General features: G+C 60.2%; 13 protein-coding genes and 1 pseudogene. 10 read left to right on the plus strand and 4 right to left on the minus strand.

What is annotated here, in order from left to right; translation table 11 throughout:
• The first annotated feature begins 16 nt into the window (after positions 1–16).
• Complete coding sequence (locus tag AC097N_RS19675) at positions 17–1,072, plus strand: serine/threonine protein kinase (protein WP_479583768.1); 1,056 nt, start codon at positions 17–19, stop codon at positions 1,070–1,072.
• Positions 1,073–1,112: 40 nt separating this feature from the next.
• On the opposite strand, the gene glgX is transcribed toward AC097N_RS19675, so the two are convergent.
• From glgX to AC097N_RS19690, 3 genes are read right to left on the minus strand one after another with little or no spacing between them, the layout of a single operon-like run.
• Complete coding sequence (glgX, locus tag AC097N_RS19680; RefSeq protein WP_479583769.1) at positions 1,113–3,314, minus strand: glycogen debranching protein GlgX; 2,202 nt, start codon at positions 3,312–3,314, stop codon at positions 1,113–1,115.
• Positions 3,239–5,419 carry a 1,4-alpha-glucan branching protein GlgB gene (gene glgB, locus AC097N_RS19685; protein WP_479583770.1) on the minus strand — a complete coding sequence of 727 codons (2,181 nt, stop codon included), beginning with the start codon at positions 5,417–5,419 and terminating at the stop codon, positions 3,239–3,241. Before glgB ends, glgX begins: the two co-directional genes overlap by 76 nt.
• Before the next feature lie 48 nt (positions 5,420–5,467).
• Positions 5,468–7,900 carry a glycogen/starch/alpha-glucan phosphorylase gene (locus tag AC097N_RS19690; protein WP_479583771.1) on the minus strand — a complete coding sequence of 811 codons (2,433 nt, stop codon included), beginning with the start codon at positions 7,898–7,900 and terminating at the stop codon, positions 5,468–5,470.
• Between the two features lie 328 nt (positions 7,901–8,228).
• Here AC097N_RS19690 and AC097N_RS19695 point away from each other — a divergent pair, with 328 nt between their 5' ends.
• From AC097N_RS19695 to malQ, 4 genes are all read left to right on the plus strand, one after another.
• Complete coding sequence (locus AC097N_RS19695) at positions 8,229–9,881, plus strand: alpha-D-glucose phosphate-specific phosphoglucomutase (protein WP_479583772.1); 1,653 nt, start codon at positions 8,229–8,231, stop codon at positions 9,879–9,881.
• Positions 9,882–9,955: 74 nt separating this feature from the next.
• Positions 9,956–11,245 (plus strand): glucose-1-phosphate adenylyltransferase, encoded by a 1,290-nt coding sequence (gene glgC / locus AC097N_RS19700; protein ID WP_479583773.1) that lies wholly within the window; start codon positions 9,956–9,958, stop codon positions 11,243–11,245.
• A complete protein-coding gene (gene glgA, locus AC097N_RS19705; RefSeq protein WP_479583774.1) occupies positions 11,242–12,699 on the plus strand; it encodes a glycogen synthase GlgA in 1,458 nt (485 codons plus the stop codon). The genes glgC and glgA overlap by 4 nt, the downstream gene beginning before the upstream one ends.
• Before the next feature lie 38 nt (positions 12,700–12,737).
• Positions 12,738–14,270 (plus strand): 4-alpha-glucanotransferase, encoded by a 1,533-nt coding sequence (malQ, locus tag AC097N_RS19710; RefSeq protein WP_479583775.1) that lies wholly within the window; start codon positions 12,738–12,740, stop codon positions 14,268–14,270.
• Between the two features lie 284 nt (positions 14,271–14,554).
• Here the strand turns inward: malQ and AC097N_RS19715 are convergent, their stop codons facing one another.
• Positions 14,555–15,517 (minus strand): LysR family transcriptional regulator, encoded by a 963-nt coding sequence (locus AC097N_RS19715; RefSeq protein WP_479583776.1) that lies wholly within the window; start codon positions 15,515–15,517, stop codon positions 14,555–14,557.
• Positions 15,518–15,627: 110 nt separating this feature from the next.
• Here AC097N_RS19715 and AC097N_RS19720 point away from each other — a divergent pair, with 110 nt between their 5' ends.
• The 5 genes and pseudogenes from AC097N_RS19720 to aroE all read left to right on the plus strand — a co-directional run.
• Positions 15,628–16,578, plus strand: a complete 951-nt coding sequence (locus AC097N_RS19720) for a ketopantoate reductase family protein (protein ID WP_479583777.1) — start codon at positions 15,628–15,630, stop codon at positions 16,576–16,578.
• Complete coding sequence (locus tag AC097N_RS19725; protein ID WP_479583778.1) at positions 16,575–16,967, plus strand: VOC family protein; 393 nt, start codon at positions 16,575–16,577, stop codon at positions 16,965–16,967. The genes AC097N_RS19720 and AC097N_RS19725 overlap by 4 nt, the downstream gene beginning before the upstream one ends.
• Before the next feature lie 34 nt (positions 16,968–17,001).
• Complete coding sequence (locus AC097N_RS19730; RefSeq protein WP_479583779.1) at positions 17,002–17,457, plus strand: MaoC family dehydratase; 456 nt, start codon at positions 17,002–17,004, stop codon at positions 17,455–17,457.
• A complete protein-coding gene (locus tag AC097N_RS19735) occupies positions 17,454–18,680 on the plus strand; it encodes a CaiB/BaiF CoA transferase family protein (RefSeq protein WP_479583780.1) in 1,227 nt (408 codons plus the stop codon). Before AC097N_RS19730 ends, AC097N_RS19735 begins: the two co-directional genes overlap by 4 nt.
• Positions 18,681–18,704: 24 nt before the next feature.
• Positions 18,705–19,190: pseudogene (aroE, locus tag AC097N_RS19740) on the plus strand (shikimate dehydrogenase); the annotation flags it as partial.
• Positions 19,191–19,311 lie beyond the last annotated feature (121 nt).

Genomic DNA, 19,311 nt, shown 5'->3' on the forward strand with positions numbered 1-19,311 from the left:
GCACGACAATGCGTGCATGCTCCCACTCTCCCCAACTTCCCCCGGTCTTCACCCTTTTGAGACCCTCACGCCCGACGTCGTCATGGACGCGCTGGCCAGCGTCGGCCTGTATGGCGATGGCCGTCAACTCGCGCTGAGTTCCTATGAGAACCGCGTCTACCAGTTGCACCTGGAAGACGGCACCGCGGTGGTGGCCAAGTTTTACCGCCCCGAGCGCTGGAGCGAGGCGCAGATTCTGGAGGAGCATGCATTTGCGGCCGAACTGATGGCGGCCGAGATTCCCGTGATCGGGCCGCTGACCTTGAACAGCACCACGCTGAACCACTTTGGCGGTTTTGCCTTCAGCGTCAGCCCCAGCCGGGGCGGCCGCCCGCCTGAGCTGGACGACCCGGACGTGCTGGAGTGGATTGGCCGTTTTCTGGCCCGCATCCACACCGTGGGCGCGGCCAAGCCCTTTGCCGTTCGGCCCGCACTGGATCTGCAAACTTTTGGTATCGATTCACGCGACTGGCTGCTCAAGAACGACAAGGTGCCGCTGGACGTGCAGTCCGCTTGGGCCAAGGCCTCACAAGATGCTATTGATTTAATAGCTGCTTGCGCACCATTGACGGGGGCTACAGGCCAAAAAGGCTTGGAAATTGATCCGATCAAGCGTTTGCGCCTGCATGGTGACTGCCATCCGGGCAATATTCTCTGGACCCCGCTGGACTCGCCCGCCAGCCGAGGCCCCGGTCCGCATTTTGTGGACCTGGATGACGCCCGCAGCGGACCGGCCGTGCAGGACCTGTGGATGCTGCTCAGCGGCGACCGCCAGCAGCGCACGCGCCAACTGGGCGCGCTGGTGGACGGTTACGAGCAGTTCCGCGAGTTTGACCGGCGCGAGCTGGCGCTGATCGAGCCGCTGCGTACCTTGCGCCTGATTCATTACAGCGCCTGGCTGGCCCGGCGCTGGGACGATCCGACCTTTCCCATCAACTTTCCGTGGTTTGGCTCCAGCGATTACTGGAAGGGCCAGGTGCAGATGCTTGAAGAGCAGATGGAAGCCATGCAGGAAGACCCGCTGGTGGTTTGAACGCGCCCGCTTGAAGGTGCTGTTCAGCCTGCCGTTGCCTTTACGGGGCGGGATCGGCGCCTTGGCAGCCCAGCAGCAAAAGGCTGTGGGCAGGCACGGCGAACGCGACCTGGCTTTGCCCTGCCCGGTGTGACACGCCGCGTGGCTGGCTGCTGTCCAGCAGTGCCTGCCAGCGGCCTGGTGGCAACACAAAAGACTGGGTGGCACTGTCCCCGTTGATCAGCAGCAACAATGGCGTCTTGGCCCGTCCGGGCTTGCCAATCAGACAGCCCAGCACCCGTTGCATCGGGTCGCGCCAGGCGTCGCCCCCCTGCAGGGGCGTTCCGTCGGCTTGCAGCCAAGCCAGATCGTGCAGCCCGGTCGAGTCCACCAGGCCGTCATACCAGTGGTTGGCAAAAGGCAGGGTTTGGCGGCGCACCGCGACGGCATGTGCCGTGAACGCCATCAGGTCGGTATCGGCTTCGGCCCAGTGCAGCCAGGTCGCGGCGTTGTCCTGGCAGTAGGGGTTGTTGTTCCCGCCCTGGGTGTGGCCCAGTTCATCGCCCGCGCACAGCATGGGCGTGCCTTGGGCGATCAAGGTGGTGGCTATCAAAACCCGCTGCAGCCGCGCGCGCAACTGGTTGACGGCCGGGTCGTCTGTCGGGCCTTCGACGCCGCAATTGAAATTGAGGTTGTGCCCGTGGCCGTCCCGGTTGTTTTCGCCATTGGCCTGGTTGTAGCGCTGGTTGTAGCTCAACAGGTCGCGCAGCGTGAAGCCATCGTGCGAGATGACATAGTTCACCGACTCGGCGGGTGCCCGTTGCCGGGACTGGTAGAGGTCGGACGAGGCGCACAGGCGCCGTGCAAAGTCACCCCGCGTGCTGCCCGCCACCGGGGCGTGGGGTGAGGCCGAGCTTTGTACCCAAAAATTTCGCATGCTGTCACGGAAATGGTCGTTCCACTCCAGCCAGCCGCGTGGGAAGCCGCCCACCTGGTAGCCGCCCGGGCCGATGTCCCAGGGTTCGGCAATCATTTTGATTCGGGAGAGCACGGGATCCTGGGCGACGGCGGTGAAAAACGCGCCCTGGCGGTCAAAGCCATGGTCACCCCGGCCCAGCACCGAGGCCAGGTCAAACCGGAAGCCGTCCACATGCATGTCGAGCACCCAGTAACGCAAGCTGTCCATCACCATCTGCAGCACGCGCGGGTGGCGAATATCCAGGGTGTTGCCGCAGCCGCTGTGGTTTTCGTACAGGTCGCGGGCGTCGGTCAGCAGGCGGTAATAGCTGGCGTTGTCCAGGCCCCGAAAGCTGATGTTGGGGCCGTCTTCGCCTGATTCGGCGGTGTGGTTGAAGACCACGTCCAGCAGCACCTCCAGCCCTGCCGCGTGCAGCGCCTTGACCATGGTGCGGAATTCATCGCGCGGTGACTGGCCGGGTGTGCCGCTGGCCAGGCGCGGGTCAACACAGAAAAAGCCCAGGGTGTTGTAACCCCAATAGTTGCTCAGGCCCATGGCGCTCAGGCGCTCTTCGCTCAGGGCGTAGTGCACCGGCAGCAGGCTGACGGCCGTGATGCCCAAGCCCTGCAGGTGGGCAATGGAGGCCGCGTGGCCCAGACCGGCGTAGGTGCCGCGCAGGGCCTGCGGCAGCTGTTCGTTGAGTTTTGAAAACCCCTTGACGTGACATTCATAAAGCACCGAGTCAGCCAATGCGATGCGCGGCGCCCGGTCATCGGCCCAGTCGAATGCGTCGTGGGTGACGCGGGCCTTGAGCGTCAGGCTGGCGTTGTCACGGGTGTCCATGTGGCGTGGGTGCTGGCGGTCGCCCGCGAAGTGTTCGTCATGCCAGGTGAAGGTGCCCACGATGTCGCGCGCGTAGGGGTCGAGCAGCAGTTTCGATGCGTCAAACCGGTGCCCCCGGTCGGGCCGCCACGGGCCATGCGCGCGCAGACCGTACAGGAGTCCTGGCTGGGCATCCGGCAGGTAGCCGTGCCACACGTCGCTGGTGTGGGCGGGCAGGCGCAGCCGGGCCAGCTCCCGGGTTCCGGTGGCATCAAACAGGCACAGTTCCATGGCTTGCGCATGGGCGGAAAACACCGCGAAGTTGACGCCGGCGCCATCAAACGTGGCACCCAGCGGCCAGGGCTGGCCCGCTTGCAGCGGTGGCAGGACGGGGGCAGCGGGCGGCGTCAGGCTTTCCATTCGAGCAAGACCGTGGCCAAGGGCGGCAGGGTCAAAACGATGGAGTGGGGCTGGTCGTTCCATGGCGTGTCTTCGGCGGTGGCGGCTCCCATGGGCGTGCCTTTGTTGCCGCCGCCGTAGTGGCTGGAGTCGGTATTCAGGCGTTCGTGGTAGGTACCTTGTTTGGGCACGCCCAGGCGGTAGCCTTTCCACACCGTCGGTGTGAAATTACAAACCGCGACGATGAAGGTGTTGCTGTCGTGTCCTTTGCGGACAAAGCTGATGACGGAGTTCTGGGCGTCGTTGTGCTCCAGCCAGTCAAATCCTTCGGGCACAAAGTCGCGCTGGTACAGGGCCGGCGTGTTGCGGTAGAAGGTATTCAGGTCGCGCACCAGGCGCTGAACGCCTGCATGGGGCGCCTCCTGGAGCAAATGCCAGTCCAGACTCTGGTCATGGTTCCATTCCCGGTCCTGTGCAAATTCGCAGCCCATGAACAGCAGTTTTTTGCCCGGGTGCGCGAACATGTAGCCCAGAAAGGCGCGCAGGTTGGCAAACTGTTGCCAGCGGTCGCCCGGCATCTTGTTCAGCAAGGAGCCTTTGCCGTGCACCACTTCGTCATGGGAGATGGGGAGCACGAAGTTCTCGTTGAAGGCGTAGACCAGGCTGAAGGTGATTTCGTTCTGGTGGTGCTTGCGGTGAATCGGGTCGCGCGCCATGTAGGACAGGGTGTCGTGCATCCAGCCCATGTTCCATTTGTAGTGAAAGCCCAGGCCGCCCGCGTAGGTGGGGCGCGAGACGGCGGGAAAAGCGGTGGACTCTTCGGCCAGGGTGATGGCCTCCGGCCGCTCCACACCAATCACCTCGTTCATGCGTTTGAGAAAGGCGATGGTTTCCAGGTTTTCCCGGCCACCGTGAACGTTGGGAATCCACTCGCCGGCCTTGCGGCTGTAGTCGCGGTACAGCATGGAGGCCACCGCGTCCACACGCAGGCCGTCGACGCCAAAGCGTTCCAGCCAATACAGGCTGTTGCCCACCAAGAAGTTGCTGACCTCGGTGCGCCCGAGGTTGTAGATCAGGGTGTTCCAGTCGTTGTGAAACCCCTCGCGCGGATCGGCATACTCGTACAAGTGGGTGCCATCAAAATTGGCCAGGCCGTGGGCATCGGTCGGGAAATGGGCGGGTACCCAGTCCAGGATCAGGCCCAGGCCTTCGGCATGGCAGCGTGCCACCAGTCGGCCAAACCCGGCGGCATCGCCAAAGCGGGAGGTGGGCGCATAAATGCCCACAGGCTGGTAGCCCCATGATCCGTCAAAGGGATGCTCACTGATGGGCAGCAACTCCAGATGGGTGAAGCCCATGTCACGGGCGTAGGGCACCAGCGTGTCGGCGAGTTCGTCCCAGTTCAGCCAGCGGTCGCCGTCTTCGGTGATGCGCCGCCAGGAGCCCAGATGGACCTCATAAATGCTGACGGGCGCGTCCAGTGCATTGGCTTGCTGGCGCGTCATCGACGGCGCGACCAAGGGCGGCAGTTGGCTGACCACACTGGCGGTGGCCGGGCGCAGTTCGGCTTGCAGGGCGTAAGGGTCAGAACGGGCGGGCAGCACCTGGCCGTTTTGGGCGCGGATCTCGTACTTGTATTGGGCCCGGGCATGTACGCCAGGCAGGAAAAGCTCCCAGACGCCGCATTCACGGCGCAGGCGCATGGGGTGGCGCCGGCCGTCCCAATAGTTGAAGTCGCCCATCACGCTGACGCGCGTGGCATTGGGAGCCCAGACGGCAAACCGGGTGCCGGTTACCCCGTCCATCGTGCAGGGCAGGGCGCCCAATACTTCGTAAGGCCGCAGGTGGGTGCCTTCGCCCAGCAGCCAGATGTCCATGTCACTGAGCACCAGCGGGAAGCGATAGGGGTCTTCCAGGGTGGCTTTGTGACCATCTCCCCAGTGCACGCGCAGTTGGTAGTGCGCGGTGCGAGGGGCGGGTACCACGCCTTCAAAAAAACCGGCCGGGTGTTGCTGCACCAGGCTGCCCAAGGGCTGTCCGTCTGCGCCCAGCACGTCAACGTTTCGGGCGCCCGGCAGGAAGCAGCGCACCGAGGTGTTGTCTGCCGACACGGTGTGCGGCCCCAACACGGCAAACGGATCACCGTGGCTTGCGTTGCAAATCAGTTCAATATCGTGGGTGTGCAACATAACGATTTATTTTGAAGTGAAGGTTGCAGGTTAACAAAGTCCCGGGGATCAGTGTTTGTCCGGCTCAATGTTCCAGATTTGTCGCGCATATTCGCGGATCGTGCGGTCGGATGAAAACACGCCCATGCCCGCCACGTTGCTGATGGCGCGCGCGCACCACTCGGCCGGGGTGCGGTAGAGCGCATCGACCCTGGTTTGGGTGGCGACGTAGGACTCGTAATCCGCCAGCAGCAGGTAGTGGTCGCCGCCCCACAGCAGGGAGTCGACCAGGGCGCGGTAACGGCCTGGTTCCTCGGGCGAGAAGTGGCCCCCGGCGATCGCATCGAGCACCGCCTTGAGGCCGGGTTGGCTTTCGTAGTAACGCATGGGTTGGTAGCCGCTGTGCTTCAAGGCCTGCACCTCGGGTGTTTTGAGACCAAAGATGAAGATGTTTTCATCCCCCACGTTCTGGCGGATTTCGATGTTGGCGCCGTCGTCCGTGCCGATGGTCAGCGCGCCGTTGAGGGCCAGCTTCATGTTTCCCGTGCCCGATGCTTCGGTGCCGGCGGTCGATATTTGCTCTGACAGGTCGGCACCGGGCATGATGATTTCGGCCACCGACACGCCGTAGTTCGGCATGAACACCAGTTTGAGTTTGTCGCCAATGCGGGGATCGTGGTTGACCAGGTTGCCGACGTCATGGATGAGCTGGATGATGGACTTGGCCGTGACGTAGGACGACGCGGCCTTGCCCGCAAAAATCACCGTGCGCGGCACCCAGGGGGCATCGGGATTGGCCAGAATCGCCTGGTAGCGGGTCACCACATGCAGCACGTTGAGCAGTTGGCGCTTGTATTCGTGGATGCGTTTGACCTGCACATCAAACAGGCTGTCCGGGCTGACTAGGATGCCGGTACTGCGTTCAATGGCGTTGGCCAGGCGCACCTTGTTGGCGCGCTTGACGGCCATGAAGGCGTGCTGGAAGGTGGGGTCGTCTTTCTTTTCCTTCAGCCTTGACAGCTGGTCAAGGTCCAGACGCCAGCCGCTGCCCAAGGTGTCATCCAGCAGGGCGGACAGGCCAGGGTTCGCCTGGGCCAGCCAGCGACGCGGGGTCACGCCATTGGTCATGTTGGTAAAACGGTCGGGCCACAGGCTGGCGAAGTCGGCAAAGATGGTTTGCACCAGCAAGTCCGAGTGCAGGGCCGACACCCCGTTGACCTTGTGGCTGCCCACAATCGATAAATGGGCCATGCGCACACGGCGCTCACCGTGCTCGTCAATCAAGGAGATGCGTGCCAGATAGCCATGGTCGCCTGGACGGTATTTGGCGGCGATGTCCAGAAATTCCTTGTTGATGCGGAAGATGATTTCCAGATGCCGCGGCAACACATGTTGCATCAGACTCACCGGCCAGGTCTCCAGTGCCTCGGGCATCAGCGTGTGGTTGGTGTAGGAGAAGGTTTTACAGCAGAGTTGCCACGCTGTGTCCCACGTCATGTGGTGCTCGTCGCACAGCATGCGCATCAGCTCCGCCACGGCAATCGCGGGGTGGGTGTCGTTGAGGTGGATGGCCACGTGCTGGGCCAGGTTGGCCAGCGAGGGGTGCTCACTTAAATGCCGGTGCACCAGGTCTTGCAGGGATGCCGCGACAAAAAAGTATTCCTGCTTGAGCCGGAGTTCGCGTCCGGCGGGTGTGCTGTCGTTGGGGTACAGCACCCAGGAGATATTTTCAAATTCATTCTTGGTGCTGGCCGCGCGGGCGTAGTCGCCGGTATTGAAGGCGCCGAGGTCAAAGTGCGCGGGCGCCACGGCTTTCCACAAGCGCAGGGTGCTGATTTTTTCCGTGCCGTGGCCCGGCACCACCATGTCGTAGGCCTTGGCCACCACTTCACCGGCGTGGCGCCAGACGGGGGTGCCGTCAACGTGCTCGACCCAGCCACCAAAGCGGACGGGGTAGGCAATGTCGGCGCGCGGAAACTCCCAGGGCGTTCCGTCCTGCAGCCACGGGTCGGGGTATTCCATTTGCGAGCCGTTGACGATGTCCTGGGCAAACATGCCGTATTCATAACGGATGCCGTAGCCATACGACGGCAGTCCTACGGTCGCCATCGAGTCCAGGAAGCAGGCGGCCAGGCGACCCAGGCCTCCGTTGCCCAAGGCTGCGTCGGGTTCGTGATCGGCCACGTCTTCGAGCTTTCGTGCGTGAAGTGCCAGTCCCTCGGCAGCACGGCCTGTGAGCTTGAGCGCGGCGAGCGCATTGGAGAGCGTGCGCCCCATTAAAAACTCCATCGACAGATAAACCACCCGACGAGCTTTGTCGCTACGCTCGCGCGCCTGGGTTTCAACCCAGCGTCTTGACAGCTGCTGCCGAGCGACTTGCGAGACCGCCTGCATCATGTCGGTGGGCGTTGCTTCGGATGAGGCCACGCCGATGGTGTGCAGCAGGTGGCTGCCCATGTGCGAGACAAAGTCTTGACCGGTGAGGTTGGGGCTGGGCGTCAAGGGGTCTTCCTTTTGATGAGTTAAAGGGGGCATGCATAAGGTATGCCAACGATGCACGGACTTGGGTTGGTGTCTTTTTGTAGACTATATATGTAAACTAAATTGAATTAATGAATGACACTTGGTGGTGTAACGCATTTTTTCTGACCTTTCGAATGGGTTGCGTGCCCTACCTGGCACGCAAAATACCTGAGGGCTCGGCTACCATGAGGGTAAATTCCGGGGGGATCTATTGTCCTTTTGGGTACACTGAAAACGCATTGAGAAGGGCGATTCAATGGGCTCTTTTTGCTGCGTCGTGACAACACCGAACTTGAGAAAAGAGCGTATGGCCATCAAAATGCTTTCCACGCAACCGATCACGGGGCAGCGCCCTGGTACGTCGGGTCTACGCAAAAAAGTGGCTGTATTCATGCAGCCCATGTACCTGGAAAACTTTGTCCAGGCCTTGTTTGATGAGTTGAATGACTTGTCGCCCGGGCATGACGGACTGAAGGGGCAAACCCTGGTGTTGGGTGGCGACGGTCGTTACCACAACCGTGCAGCGGTGCAGACCATTCTGCGGTTGGCCGCGGCCAACGGGGTGGCCCGCGTGTTGCTCGGACAGGACGCGATTTTGTCCACGCCTGCGGTCAGTGCGGTGATTCGCCGGCACAAGGCCTTTGGCGGCATTGTCCTATCGGCCAGTCATAACCCGGGCGGGCCGGATGGTGACTTCGGCATCAAATACAACGCGGGAAACGGAGGCCCTGCCAACGAAAAGCTCACGGAGGCGGTGTATGCCCGCACCCTGACCCTGGCGCACATCCGCATCAGCGATGCGCCTGATATCGCTATTGACCACGTCGGCCTCCAGCAAGTCGAGCAGATGCAGGTTGAGGTGATTGATCCGGTCTCGGATTACGCAGAGGTCATGCGGGGGCTTTTTGATTTTGACCTGATCCGTGGCATGTTCAAGCGCGGTTTCACCATGCGGCTTGATGCGATGAACGCCGTGGGCGGGCCTTATGCCAAAGCTATCCTGGAGGGTGAGTTGGGCGCTCCGGTGGGGACGGTCGTGAATGGCCAACCACTTGAAGATTTTGGCGGCCTGCACCCGGACCCCAATCCGGTGAATGCCGAAGACCTGATTCAACACATGAGCGGTTCGCTGTCCCCGGATTTTGGTGCGGCAACCGATGGTGATGCCGACCGCAACATGGTCGTCGGCCGCGATTTTGTGGTGAGTCCTTCGGACAGCCTGGCCTTGATGACGGCGCACGCCAAACTGATTCCGGGTTACCGCGCAGGTCTGGTCGGTGTGGCGCGCTCCATGCCGACTTCGGCAGCGGTCGATCGTGTCGCGCAAGCCTTGGGCATTCCGTGTTTTGAAACCCCTACGGGCTGGAAATTTTTCGGCAACCTGCTCGATGCTGGCCGGGTGACGCTGTGTGGTGAAGAAAGCTATGGCACCGGCTCAGACCACGTGCGTGAAAAAGACGGCTTGTGGGCCGTCCTTTTTTGGCTCAATTTGCAGGGTGCAACAGGTCGTTCGGTGGAGTCCCTGGTTCGCGAGCACTGGCAGGTCTATGGCCGCAATATCTATTCTCGCCATGACTACGAGGGCATTCCGGTGGAGGCTGCGAACGTTTTGATGGCGGACTTGCGTACCGCTTTGCCCGGCTTGAAGGATCGCAGTTTTGGCCCCCGTGCCGTGGTGCTGGCAGATGATTTTTCTTACAGCGACCCAGTCGATGGCTCGGTGTCCAGCAACCAGGGTATCCGGTTGATTTTTGACGATGGTGCGCGCATTGTTTTTCGCTTGTCGGGCACCGGCACGGAAGGGGCCACGCTCCGGTTGTACCTGGAGCGGTATGAGGCTGATCCAGCGCTGCAGGATGCGCCAGTGCAAGACGCCCTGGGTGATTTGGCCGCGTTGGCCGATGCGGTTGCTGGCATCCGCGTGCGTACGGGCATGACGGGGCCGACCGTGGCGACTTGAGTCAGCCGGGTGGCGCGGTCGAATCAGGTTGAAGAAAAAGTGCTTTAAAAGAGACACAACAGAAGGAGACAGCTATGGTAAGGGTCGCAGAGAAAAGCATCGAGGCGCATCATTTGGTACGTCGCACGGTGGCGCTGATATTGGCGGGTGGCCGGGGATCGCGGCTCAAGCAGCTGACAGACAAGCGGGCCAAGCCGGCGGTCTACTTTGGCGGCAAATTCCGCATCATTGACTTTGCGCTTTCCAATTGCCTGAATTCGGGCATTCGACGCATGGCGGTGGTCACGCAGTACAAGTCACATTCGCTCATGCGGCATCTGCAACGCGGCTGGAGTTTCTTGCGCGCGGAGCTTAATGAAATGGTCGATTTGCTTCCAGCGCAACAGCGCGTGGGTGAGGAACATTGGTACCGGGGAACAGCCGACGCCATCTTTCAAAACCTGGACATCATCCGCTCCAGCAAACCCGAGTACATCGTCATTCTGGCGGGCGACCATATCTACAAAATGGATTACTCACTGATGGTGAAGGACCATGTCGTGCGCGGTGCGGGATGCACGGTGGGTTGCATTGAGGTGCCGCGCCATGAGGCCTCTGCCTTTGGTGTGATGGCGGTGGACGACAAGAACCAGATCACGGCCTTCATCGAAAAACCGGCTGATCCTCCCGCCATGCCGGGCAATGACAGTGTGTCATTGGCCAGCATGGGCATCTATGTGTTTGATGCGGAGTACCTGTACCAATTGCTGGAGGACGACTTGGCCAACCCCGCGTCCGACCACGATTTTGGCAAGGACGTGATTCCGCGCGCGGTGTCGGAAGGCCGTGCACTGGCGCATCCCTTTGGACTGTCCTGTGTCTCCCGTGTGGAAGGTATTGCGCCCTATTGGCGCGATGTCGGCACGATTGACGCCTTCTGGTCGGCCAACCTGGACCTGGCTTCGACCATGCCGGAACTCGATATCTACGACACGGATTGGCCGATTTGGACCTACCAGCGCCAGCTTCCTCCTGCCAAATTTGTGCCTGACGCCACCGGTAACCACGGCGTCGCGGTCAATACCCTGGTGTCGGGTGGCTGCATTGTCTCGGGCTCGCATGTTGCCCATTCGGTGTTGTTCTCGGAGGTGCGTGTCCATTCCTATTGCCATATTGAGCAAGCGGTGGTCCTGCCGGATGTCACCATCAACCGCCATTGCCGCCTGAGCAAAGTGGTCGTTGACCGGGGTTGCGAGATTCCTCAAGGCTTGGTGGTGGGAGAAGACCCCGTGCTGGATGCGCAGCGCTTTGAACGCACGGCCGACGGCGTTGTCTTGATCACCCGCGAGATGCTGGCCAAACTCAAACCATCAGAAAACCCATGAAAGTCCTGCAAGTCAGTGCCGAAATTTTCCCCTTGCTTAAAACGGGCGGACTGGCCGACATCGCGGGCGCGTTGCCGGCCGCCCTGAAGGTTGCCGGTTGTGAAGTGCGCGTGTTGTTGCCCGGCTTTGCGGCGATTCTGTCGGACCTTAAGGAGCATGAACTGGTCTGCGAGTTGTCCGCCCCATGGGGTGAACAGGTCGCGTTGCGGCGCGGCCGGCTTGCCGCACTGAATGTCGATGCCTATGTGATAGACGCGCCTGCCTTGTATGTCCGCCCTGGTGGCCCCTATGAGGACGTGCATCGCAAACCATTTTTGGACAACCACCGGCGTTTTGGTTTGCTGGGTTTTGTGGCGGCCAGGCTCGCCAATGGGCTGGATGTCAATTGGCAACCGCAGGTGGTGCACAGCCACGACTGGCACGCGGCGCTGGCTCCAGCCTACCTGCATTTCACCCGCGACCCGCATGTTCCGAGGGTGGCCAGCGTCTACACCGTCCATAACCTGGCCTACCAGGGCTTGTTTGACGCCCGCCATTGGGCGGACCTGGGCCTTCCTGATGCGGCCTTTGCGCTCGATGGTCTGGAGTTTCACGGTCAGATTTCTTTCATGAAAGCGGGTTTGTTTTATGCTGATGGCATCAGCACCGTCAGCCCGACTTACGCCCGGGAGATTCAAACGCCCGAGCAGGGCTGTGGTTTGGATGGTTTGTTGCGCTCGCGCGCCAATGTTTTGACCGGCATCCTGAACGGGGTGGATGACGCTGTCTGGAACCCTGCCCATGACCCCTTGATTCCCTTTGCCTTTGACGCTCGCAAACCCGCAGGCAAGGCTCGCTGCAAAGTGGCGCTGCAGGAAGAGTTGGGCCTGACCGTCCGGAACGATGTGCCCCTGTTTTGTGTGGTCAGTCGCCTGACCGAACAAAAAGGCTTGCACCTGGTGTTGGGCGGGCTCGACGCGTTGATCGCGCAAGGAGGCCAAATGGTGCTGCTCGGCAGCGGCGAGGCGTGGCTGGAAGACGCCTTGCGCGAGTGCGCGGCGGCCCACCCTGCGGCCTTGTCGGTGCGTATCGGCTATGACGAAACCTATGCCCACCGCCTTTTCGGCGCCAGCGACGTGACGCTGGTTCCTTCCCGGTTTGAGCCTTGCGGTCTGACCCAGATGTACGGCCTGAAATACGGCAGCCTGCCTTTGGTGCACCGTGTTGGTGGGCTGGCCGATACGGTGTTGGACAGTTCATTGGAGAACCTGGCCGATAACAGCGCCAGTGGCTTTGTATTCGAGGCGTTTCATCAGGACGACTTTCAGCGCGCCGTTCGTCGCGCCTTTGCGCTGTTTGACCGGCGTGCGGAGTGGAGCCGTGTGAGAGCCCGTGCCATGCGCCAGGCGCTGGGCTGGGAGAGTTCCGCCGCAAAGTACGTTGAGCTCTACCAGACTGTTCTTGACCAGGTATGACCTGTTTGTTTTTTGATCATTTTTGAATCAACGCCCACATGCGCCCTGACCTATTGAATGAGCGCACCGCGGGTGTGCTGCTCCATCCCACATCTTTGCCGGGTCCTCACGGCAGTGGCGATTTCGGCCCCAACGCCTACTATTTTGTGGACTGGATGCACACCGCGGGCCAATCGCTGTGGCAAACCCTGCCCTTGGGGCCCATTGGCCCTGGTGACTCGCCCTACATGGGCAGTTCAGCTTTTGCGGGCAACCCCTTGCTGGTGGCTTTCGAGCCGATGCTGGAGCAGGGCTGGATCAGTCGGGAAGCCCTGGGTCGCCATTTCAACGATGAAAAAGTTGATTTTGGCGAAACGGTGCCCTGGCGCATGCAGAAGCTGCGCGAGGCTTTCGAGGGCTTTCAAGATGCCGCCAGCGAGGTCGACCAACGGGCGCTGCAGGCTTGGCTGAATGGCGAGCACCGCTGGATTGGCGACTACACCTTGTTCATGGCGCTGGACCAGGCGCATGCCCCGGCCCTCTGGCCCAACTGGCCTGCCGCTCTGGCCCGGCGTGAGCCACATGCACTGACAGCGGCTCGTGAAGCGCACGCGCAGACCATTGCTTTCTGGGGCTTTGTGCAGTGGCAGTTTGATGTGCAGTGGCAACGTCTCAAGTCCTATGCCAACCAAAAAAATGTGCACATGGTGGGCGACCTCCCGATTTTTATCGCGCACCATTCGTCCGATTGTTGGGCCCGTCCTGACCTCTACGAACTGGATGACGCAGGTCATCCCCGGGTCATCGCCGGTGTACCGCCCGATTTTTTTTCAGAAACCGGCCAGCGCTGGGGCAACCCGCTGTACAACTGGGCCGCAATGAAGGCCGACGGCTACCAATGGTGGATTGAACGTGTCAAGCGGCAGTTGACGCTGGCTGACGTGGTCCGTGTCGACCACTTTCGCGGCTTTGTGGGCTATTGGGAAATACCGGCGTCGGAGCCCACGGCCGTCAACGGGCGCTGGATGCCGGGGCCGGACTATGACTTGTTTGCCGCGATCGAGCTGGCGTTGGGCAAGCTACCCATCATTGCCGAAGATTTGGGGGTCATCACCCCCGAGGTGTTCGCGCTGCGCCATCGTGCTGGTTTTCCGGGCATGCGCATTTTGCAGTTTGCCTTTGCGGACGAGGCGGATAACAATTTTTTGCCGCACGTCTATGAGCGTGACACGGTGGCCTACAGCGGCACCCACGACAACGATACGGCGCGCGGCTGGTGGGCGGGCTGCACGGACCGCGAGCGCGCGTATGCCGGCGAATACCTGAACACGGATGGGCACGATATCCACTGGGCCATGATTCGTGCCTGTTCGCAATCCGTCGCCAGACAGGCCATTTGCCAGTTTCAGGACGTGCTGGGGCTCGATGGGCGGCACCGCATGAACACACCCTCCATGCTGGGCTGCTGGACCTGGCGTTTCAAGTGGGACTGGGTCAGCGGCGAGGACACCGAACGACTGGCCAGGATGACGGCGGCCAGTGGGCGCACCTGCTTTGATCGTCTGAATTTGTCAGCCAGTGCGCACAATTGAAGTCGTAAACAAACGTCCAGGAATGCTCTGCGACGGACTGCGGTGCGGCGGAAACGGCAAGTCCCGGTTGATGTCTTGATGGACAGGTCTGGGCCTTTCGGTTAAGTTCCGTATCGCGCATGCTCGTCTATCCACCCGTCGCCCCACGATGGGCATCCTGGCGATCGCGATTGAGCTCAGGAACCAACGGGACGAAGTCGTGCGAGAGGGTGAACACCAGCTGATGGTCCCGCGAAGTCCACAAATTGACGCGTAATTGACCGCGTTAAGCTTGCCAGCATGCCTTATTGTTTAATTGCTTTGCCATTCACTTTCGAGCTTGCCCCGCGTACCTTTCTGTCCATGAAAAGACTGGCGCAGACCCCTCTGAGCCAGAGATTTCCGGCCTCATTGTGATAACGCGCATGCCAGTGTTGCTTCACCGTGAAAGTTGGAATCGGCACAGGACAGGGAAGCACACGCAGGTCATTCATCTGCGCCAGAACCTCACCAATGTGCCGGGGCAAAGTTGCCAGCAGATCAGTTCTTGATACAACAGCTGCCAGGCCCAGAAAACCTGGTAACTCAAGCACTATCTTGCGGCGTATGCCCTTGCGCTCCAAAGCCTCTGACAGAAGCTGCGATCCCGTACCTGAAACGATACCGATGTGGCTTTCTTCCTTGTAGTTGCGACGATCCAGCGTGTCGGAAATGCGTGGGTGGCGCGAATTCACCAGGCACACCCAGTCCTGCGGGAAAAGCGTCTGCTGGTAGAAGCCCGACTCCAGCCATGGCGCCAGACCAATGGCCAGGTCTGCTTCACCCGACTGAAGTGCTTGCGCAGTCTTTTCATCAATGCGTGCCGCTTCCAGAGTAATGCTGGGGGCAAGAGCATGCACGTGGGCCAATAGCTGAGGCAACAACGTGACGTGGCTGGCGTCGGTCATGCAGATGCGAAAGTGCCGCGTGCTGAGGCCTGGATTGAATAGGGCCTCTGGCGCCGTCAGTTGCCGCATGGCGTCCAGTGCGGCACGCACCGAAACAATCAATTCATCAGCCCTTGGCGTTGCCTGCATTCCTTCCGCAGTGCGAATGAACAGGGGGTCGCCTAATTCCTTACGCAACTTTGATAGCCAGATGCTGACCGTGGGTTGGCATTGACCCAGCAGCTCCGACGAGCGCGTGACGCTGTGTGTGGAGTACAGCAGGTCGAACAAACGCAGATGTTTGACATCGATAAGACGGGCATCAGCCGGATTGATATCCATTATTGCCTCAAACAATATAACGTATTGCACCCATTGGATGGACGTGGTGAGAGTCTATCGCTATCGTCCATACCCATGGCACCAATCAGTGCCAAATTCACGGAGAACCCATGAAAGTTTGTGTACTGGGCGCAGGATCGCTGGGCTGTGCCATTGGAGGCACGCTGGCCAAAGCAGGCGCCGACGTTATCTTGATCAATCGCCGTCAAGAGCAAGTGGACGCCATTCGCTGCAATGGATTGATTCTGCGTGACAGCTCCGGTGATACGAGTGTCAAGGTTCATGCTGTAGCGACAGCTGCGGGCCTTGGACAAATGGACTTGATCATCGTACTGGTCAAGTCATTTGATACCCGCAGTGCAATGCAGGGTGCACTGTCCCTGGTGGGCGACAACACCGTGGTGCTGTCCCTGCAAAACGGCCTCGGCCATGAAGATGTTTTGGCCGAGTTGGTGGGCGCAGAACGCGTGCTTGCCGGCAAGACCTATGTGGGCGGACTGTTGGTGGCGCCAGGTGTGGTCGTTGCAGGTACCCAGGGCAAGGAAACCTTGATTGGTGAATTGAATACCCATGGTTCAGAGCGTGCCGAGGCCATTGCCAAGGTGTTTAACGACGCTGGTTTGACCACCATCGTGTGCGAAGATATCGTCGCAACCATGTGGGACAAGCTGCTCATCAATGTAGCAACCGGTGCGCTCAGCGGCATCACCGGCTTGCCCTACGGCGCGCTTTACCAGGTCCCTGAAGTCGAAGCATGTGCACTGGCTGCCGTTGCCGAGGCAATGGCTGTAGCCAAGGCCAGCGGCATTCAACTCTCCATGAAGGACCCGCGTGAAGCCTGGGTCAAGGCTTCATCCGGACTACCTTACGAATTCAAGGCATCCATGCTGCAAAGCCTGGAAAAAGGTTCCCCTACCGAGGTGGACTACATCAATGGCTCGGTCGTTGAGCGTGGCGCCGCTTTGGGCGTTCCCACACCCGTGAACACGGCCCTGGTTGCTTGCATCAAGGGCATTGAACGTGGCCTCAAAGAGCCCCAAACACTCAAGGAATCAGCATGACAAATGTTGCCAGGCCCCGTGCCTATGTAGAGCACGTCGCCATCTGGGTCAAAGACATCCAGTGGCATATCAAATTTTTCCACGACGTGTGTGGAATGACCCTGCGTGAAGTGCACGGTACCGTGGAAGACCCCACCCAATACTGGACCTTAGGTGGCATGCAGTTCATTGCCAAGTCTGATTTCTCTGGGCCAGAAGGTCGATTGGGTCACATCGGTGTGATGTGCGAAGACCTGGAATACGCCCTACAAGCCGCACAAATCTTTGGTGTGACCGAGATGTCCCAAGGACGTAACTGGCTACGTTTGCCAGATGGCTTGGCCGTTGAATTCATTCAGGCCAGCGCGGGCACGGTGGCCCAGGCCCTGTCCATCAACCCCCGCGCCTAAAGCGGCGATCCCTTCTCTGTCCCTGGGAGACACAATGACCCTGATCCCCGAAAAATACTGGGATGATGCAAAAGACGGCGACGTCTGCATCAGCCCCAGCTACACCGTCACCAAAGAGCGCATCCTGGCTTATGCCGATCTCACTGGTGACCATACCCCCGTGCATGTGGACGAGGCCTATGCGAATGCCAGTCACTTTGGATGCATCGTGGCACATGGCCTGTTTGGCTTGTCGATTGCCGATGGCCTGAAGACACAAAGCGACTACCGTTTCCTGCCAGGCATGTCCCTGGGCTGGACCTGGGACTTCCTGCTGCCCATCAAGGTCAATGACGCACTGCACGTGAGGTTCACAGTCAGCGGACTGCGTGCCTCCAGGAGCCGCCCAGGCTGGGGCATTGTGATTCTCCCTTCCGAGCTGATCAATCAGGCCGGTGAAGTTGTGCAAAAAGGCGAACACCGCCTGATGATTCCCCGGAGGCCAGCATGAGTCAGGATCGTCCCCTCAAAGGCTTCAGAGTCATTGACTACAGCCACTTCCTGGCCGGACCCTACGTAGGTCGTTGTCTCGCCGCAATGGGAGCCGAGGTCATCAAGGTGGAGCGTCCCGGCAGCGGTGACGCGGGCCGTCAGCACGCCTGGTTTGTGGGTGACGATAACGCCTACAGCGGCTACTTCCTGCAGCAAAACATGGGCAAAAAAGGCTTGTGCGTCAACACCAAGGACGCACGCGGTCGCGAACTGATGCAAAAGCTGGTGGACAGTGCCGATGTGTTCATCGAGAACTACCGCCCCGGTGCGCTGGACAAACTGGGCCTTGGCTACAAGGACCTCGCTGCACGCAACCCTGGTCTGGTGTACTGTTCCATTTCCGCTTACGGCCACACGGGGCCAGACTCGCACCGCGCCGGTTTCGGCCTGATTGCCGAAGCCAAGAGCGGCATAATGCAAATGGTGGGTAATCCCGGAGAGGCGCCGCCGTTGTTGCGCATCTCGCTGGGCGATATGTACACCGGCATCCACGCCGTTGCCGCCATCAATGCCGCGCTCCTGGGGCGTGTGAAATCCGGCAAGGGCCAGCATATTGATATGGCCTTGTACGACACGTTGGTGTCCATGCATGAATACGCCGTGCAGTGCTACACCCTGTCCGGTGGCAAAGAAGTGCCTGTGCAAACCGGACACGACATGCCCAATTCCACGCTCTACGGTGTGTTCCGCGCTGCCGATGGTGATCTGGTGATTGCCGCCCAGGTGAACGATGCCTGGAAGCGCTTTGCCGCACTGGTAGAACAAACCGGTGGCCCTGCAGGTTTTGGCGCGGACACGCGCTATCACACGAACGCAGGACGCAACGCCAACCGCCTGGAAATCCTGCCCGTGGTCAAGCAATGGGTTGCGAATCAAAGCGTTGCCCAAGTGCTGGCCGCACTGGACAGCATTGATGTGCCCAGCGCCAAAGTCCAGCGCATTGATGAAGTGTTGGCTGATCCGCAGATTCAGGCACGCGGCATGGTGCTGGAGCAAGACCATCCGGTGTTGGGAAAAATCAAGCTGCCCAACCTACCTTTCAAATTCTCGGACTGCGACATCACTGTCAAGCAGGTTGCCCCCGATCTTGGTCAGCACAACGCCGATATTGCGGCAAGCCTGGGCTTCTCAGCCTCTGATATCGCCGCCATGCAAAGCGACGGCGTGCTCTTTTCCAAATAGATGGATGCATTGACGTATACAAACATGACCGACAACTACGCCGTCATTGGCAACCCCATTGGCTTTAGCAAATCACCCCTGATCCACGGAATGTTTGCCGAGGCCACAGGGCAGGACATTGAATACACCAAGATCGAAGGACCTCTGGGGCAGTTCGCGCAAACAGTAGATGCATTCCGCGCAGCAGGCGGACGCGGACTGAACATCACCGCTCCTTTCAAACTGGATGCTTTCGCCTACGCGACTGACCATTCTGAACGGGCCAAGTTGGCCGGTGCGGTCAACGCGATGAGATTTGAAGACGGTAAGGTATTTGCCGAGAACTTTGATGGTGTGGGCCTGGTTCGCGATGTGGTGCACAACTTAAAGTGCCCTCTGAAAGGAAAACGCGTATTGATGCTGGGCGCCGGCGGGGCCGCTCGCGGAGCGTTGCTGCCGTTTCTGGCTGAAGAGCCCGCTGTCCTGGTGGTCGCAAACCGGACTCTTTACAAAGCGCTGGAACTGGCGGAAATCGGCCTAAGGCAATGCTGATTAAGGTCCACGCCACCCGAGGGTGAAACGTTACATGTCAATGAAACAACAAACCTTGGCGATGGCCGCCGATCAAGGCTCAGGATACGAGCAGTACCGC

It is taken from the genome of Rhodoferax sp. LS1R11 (assembly GCF_056521395.1).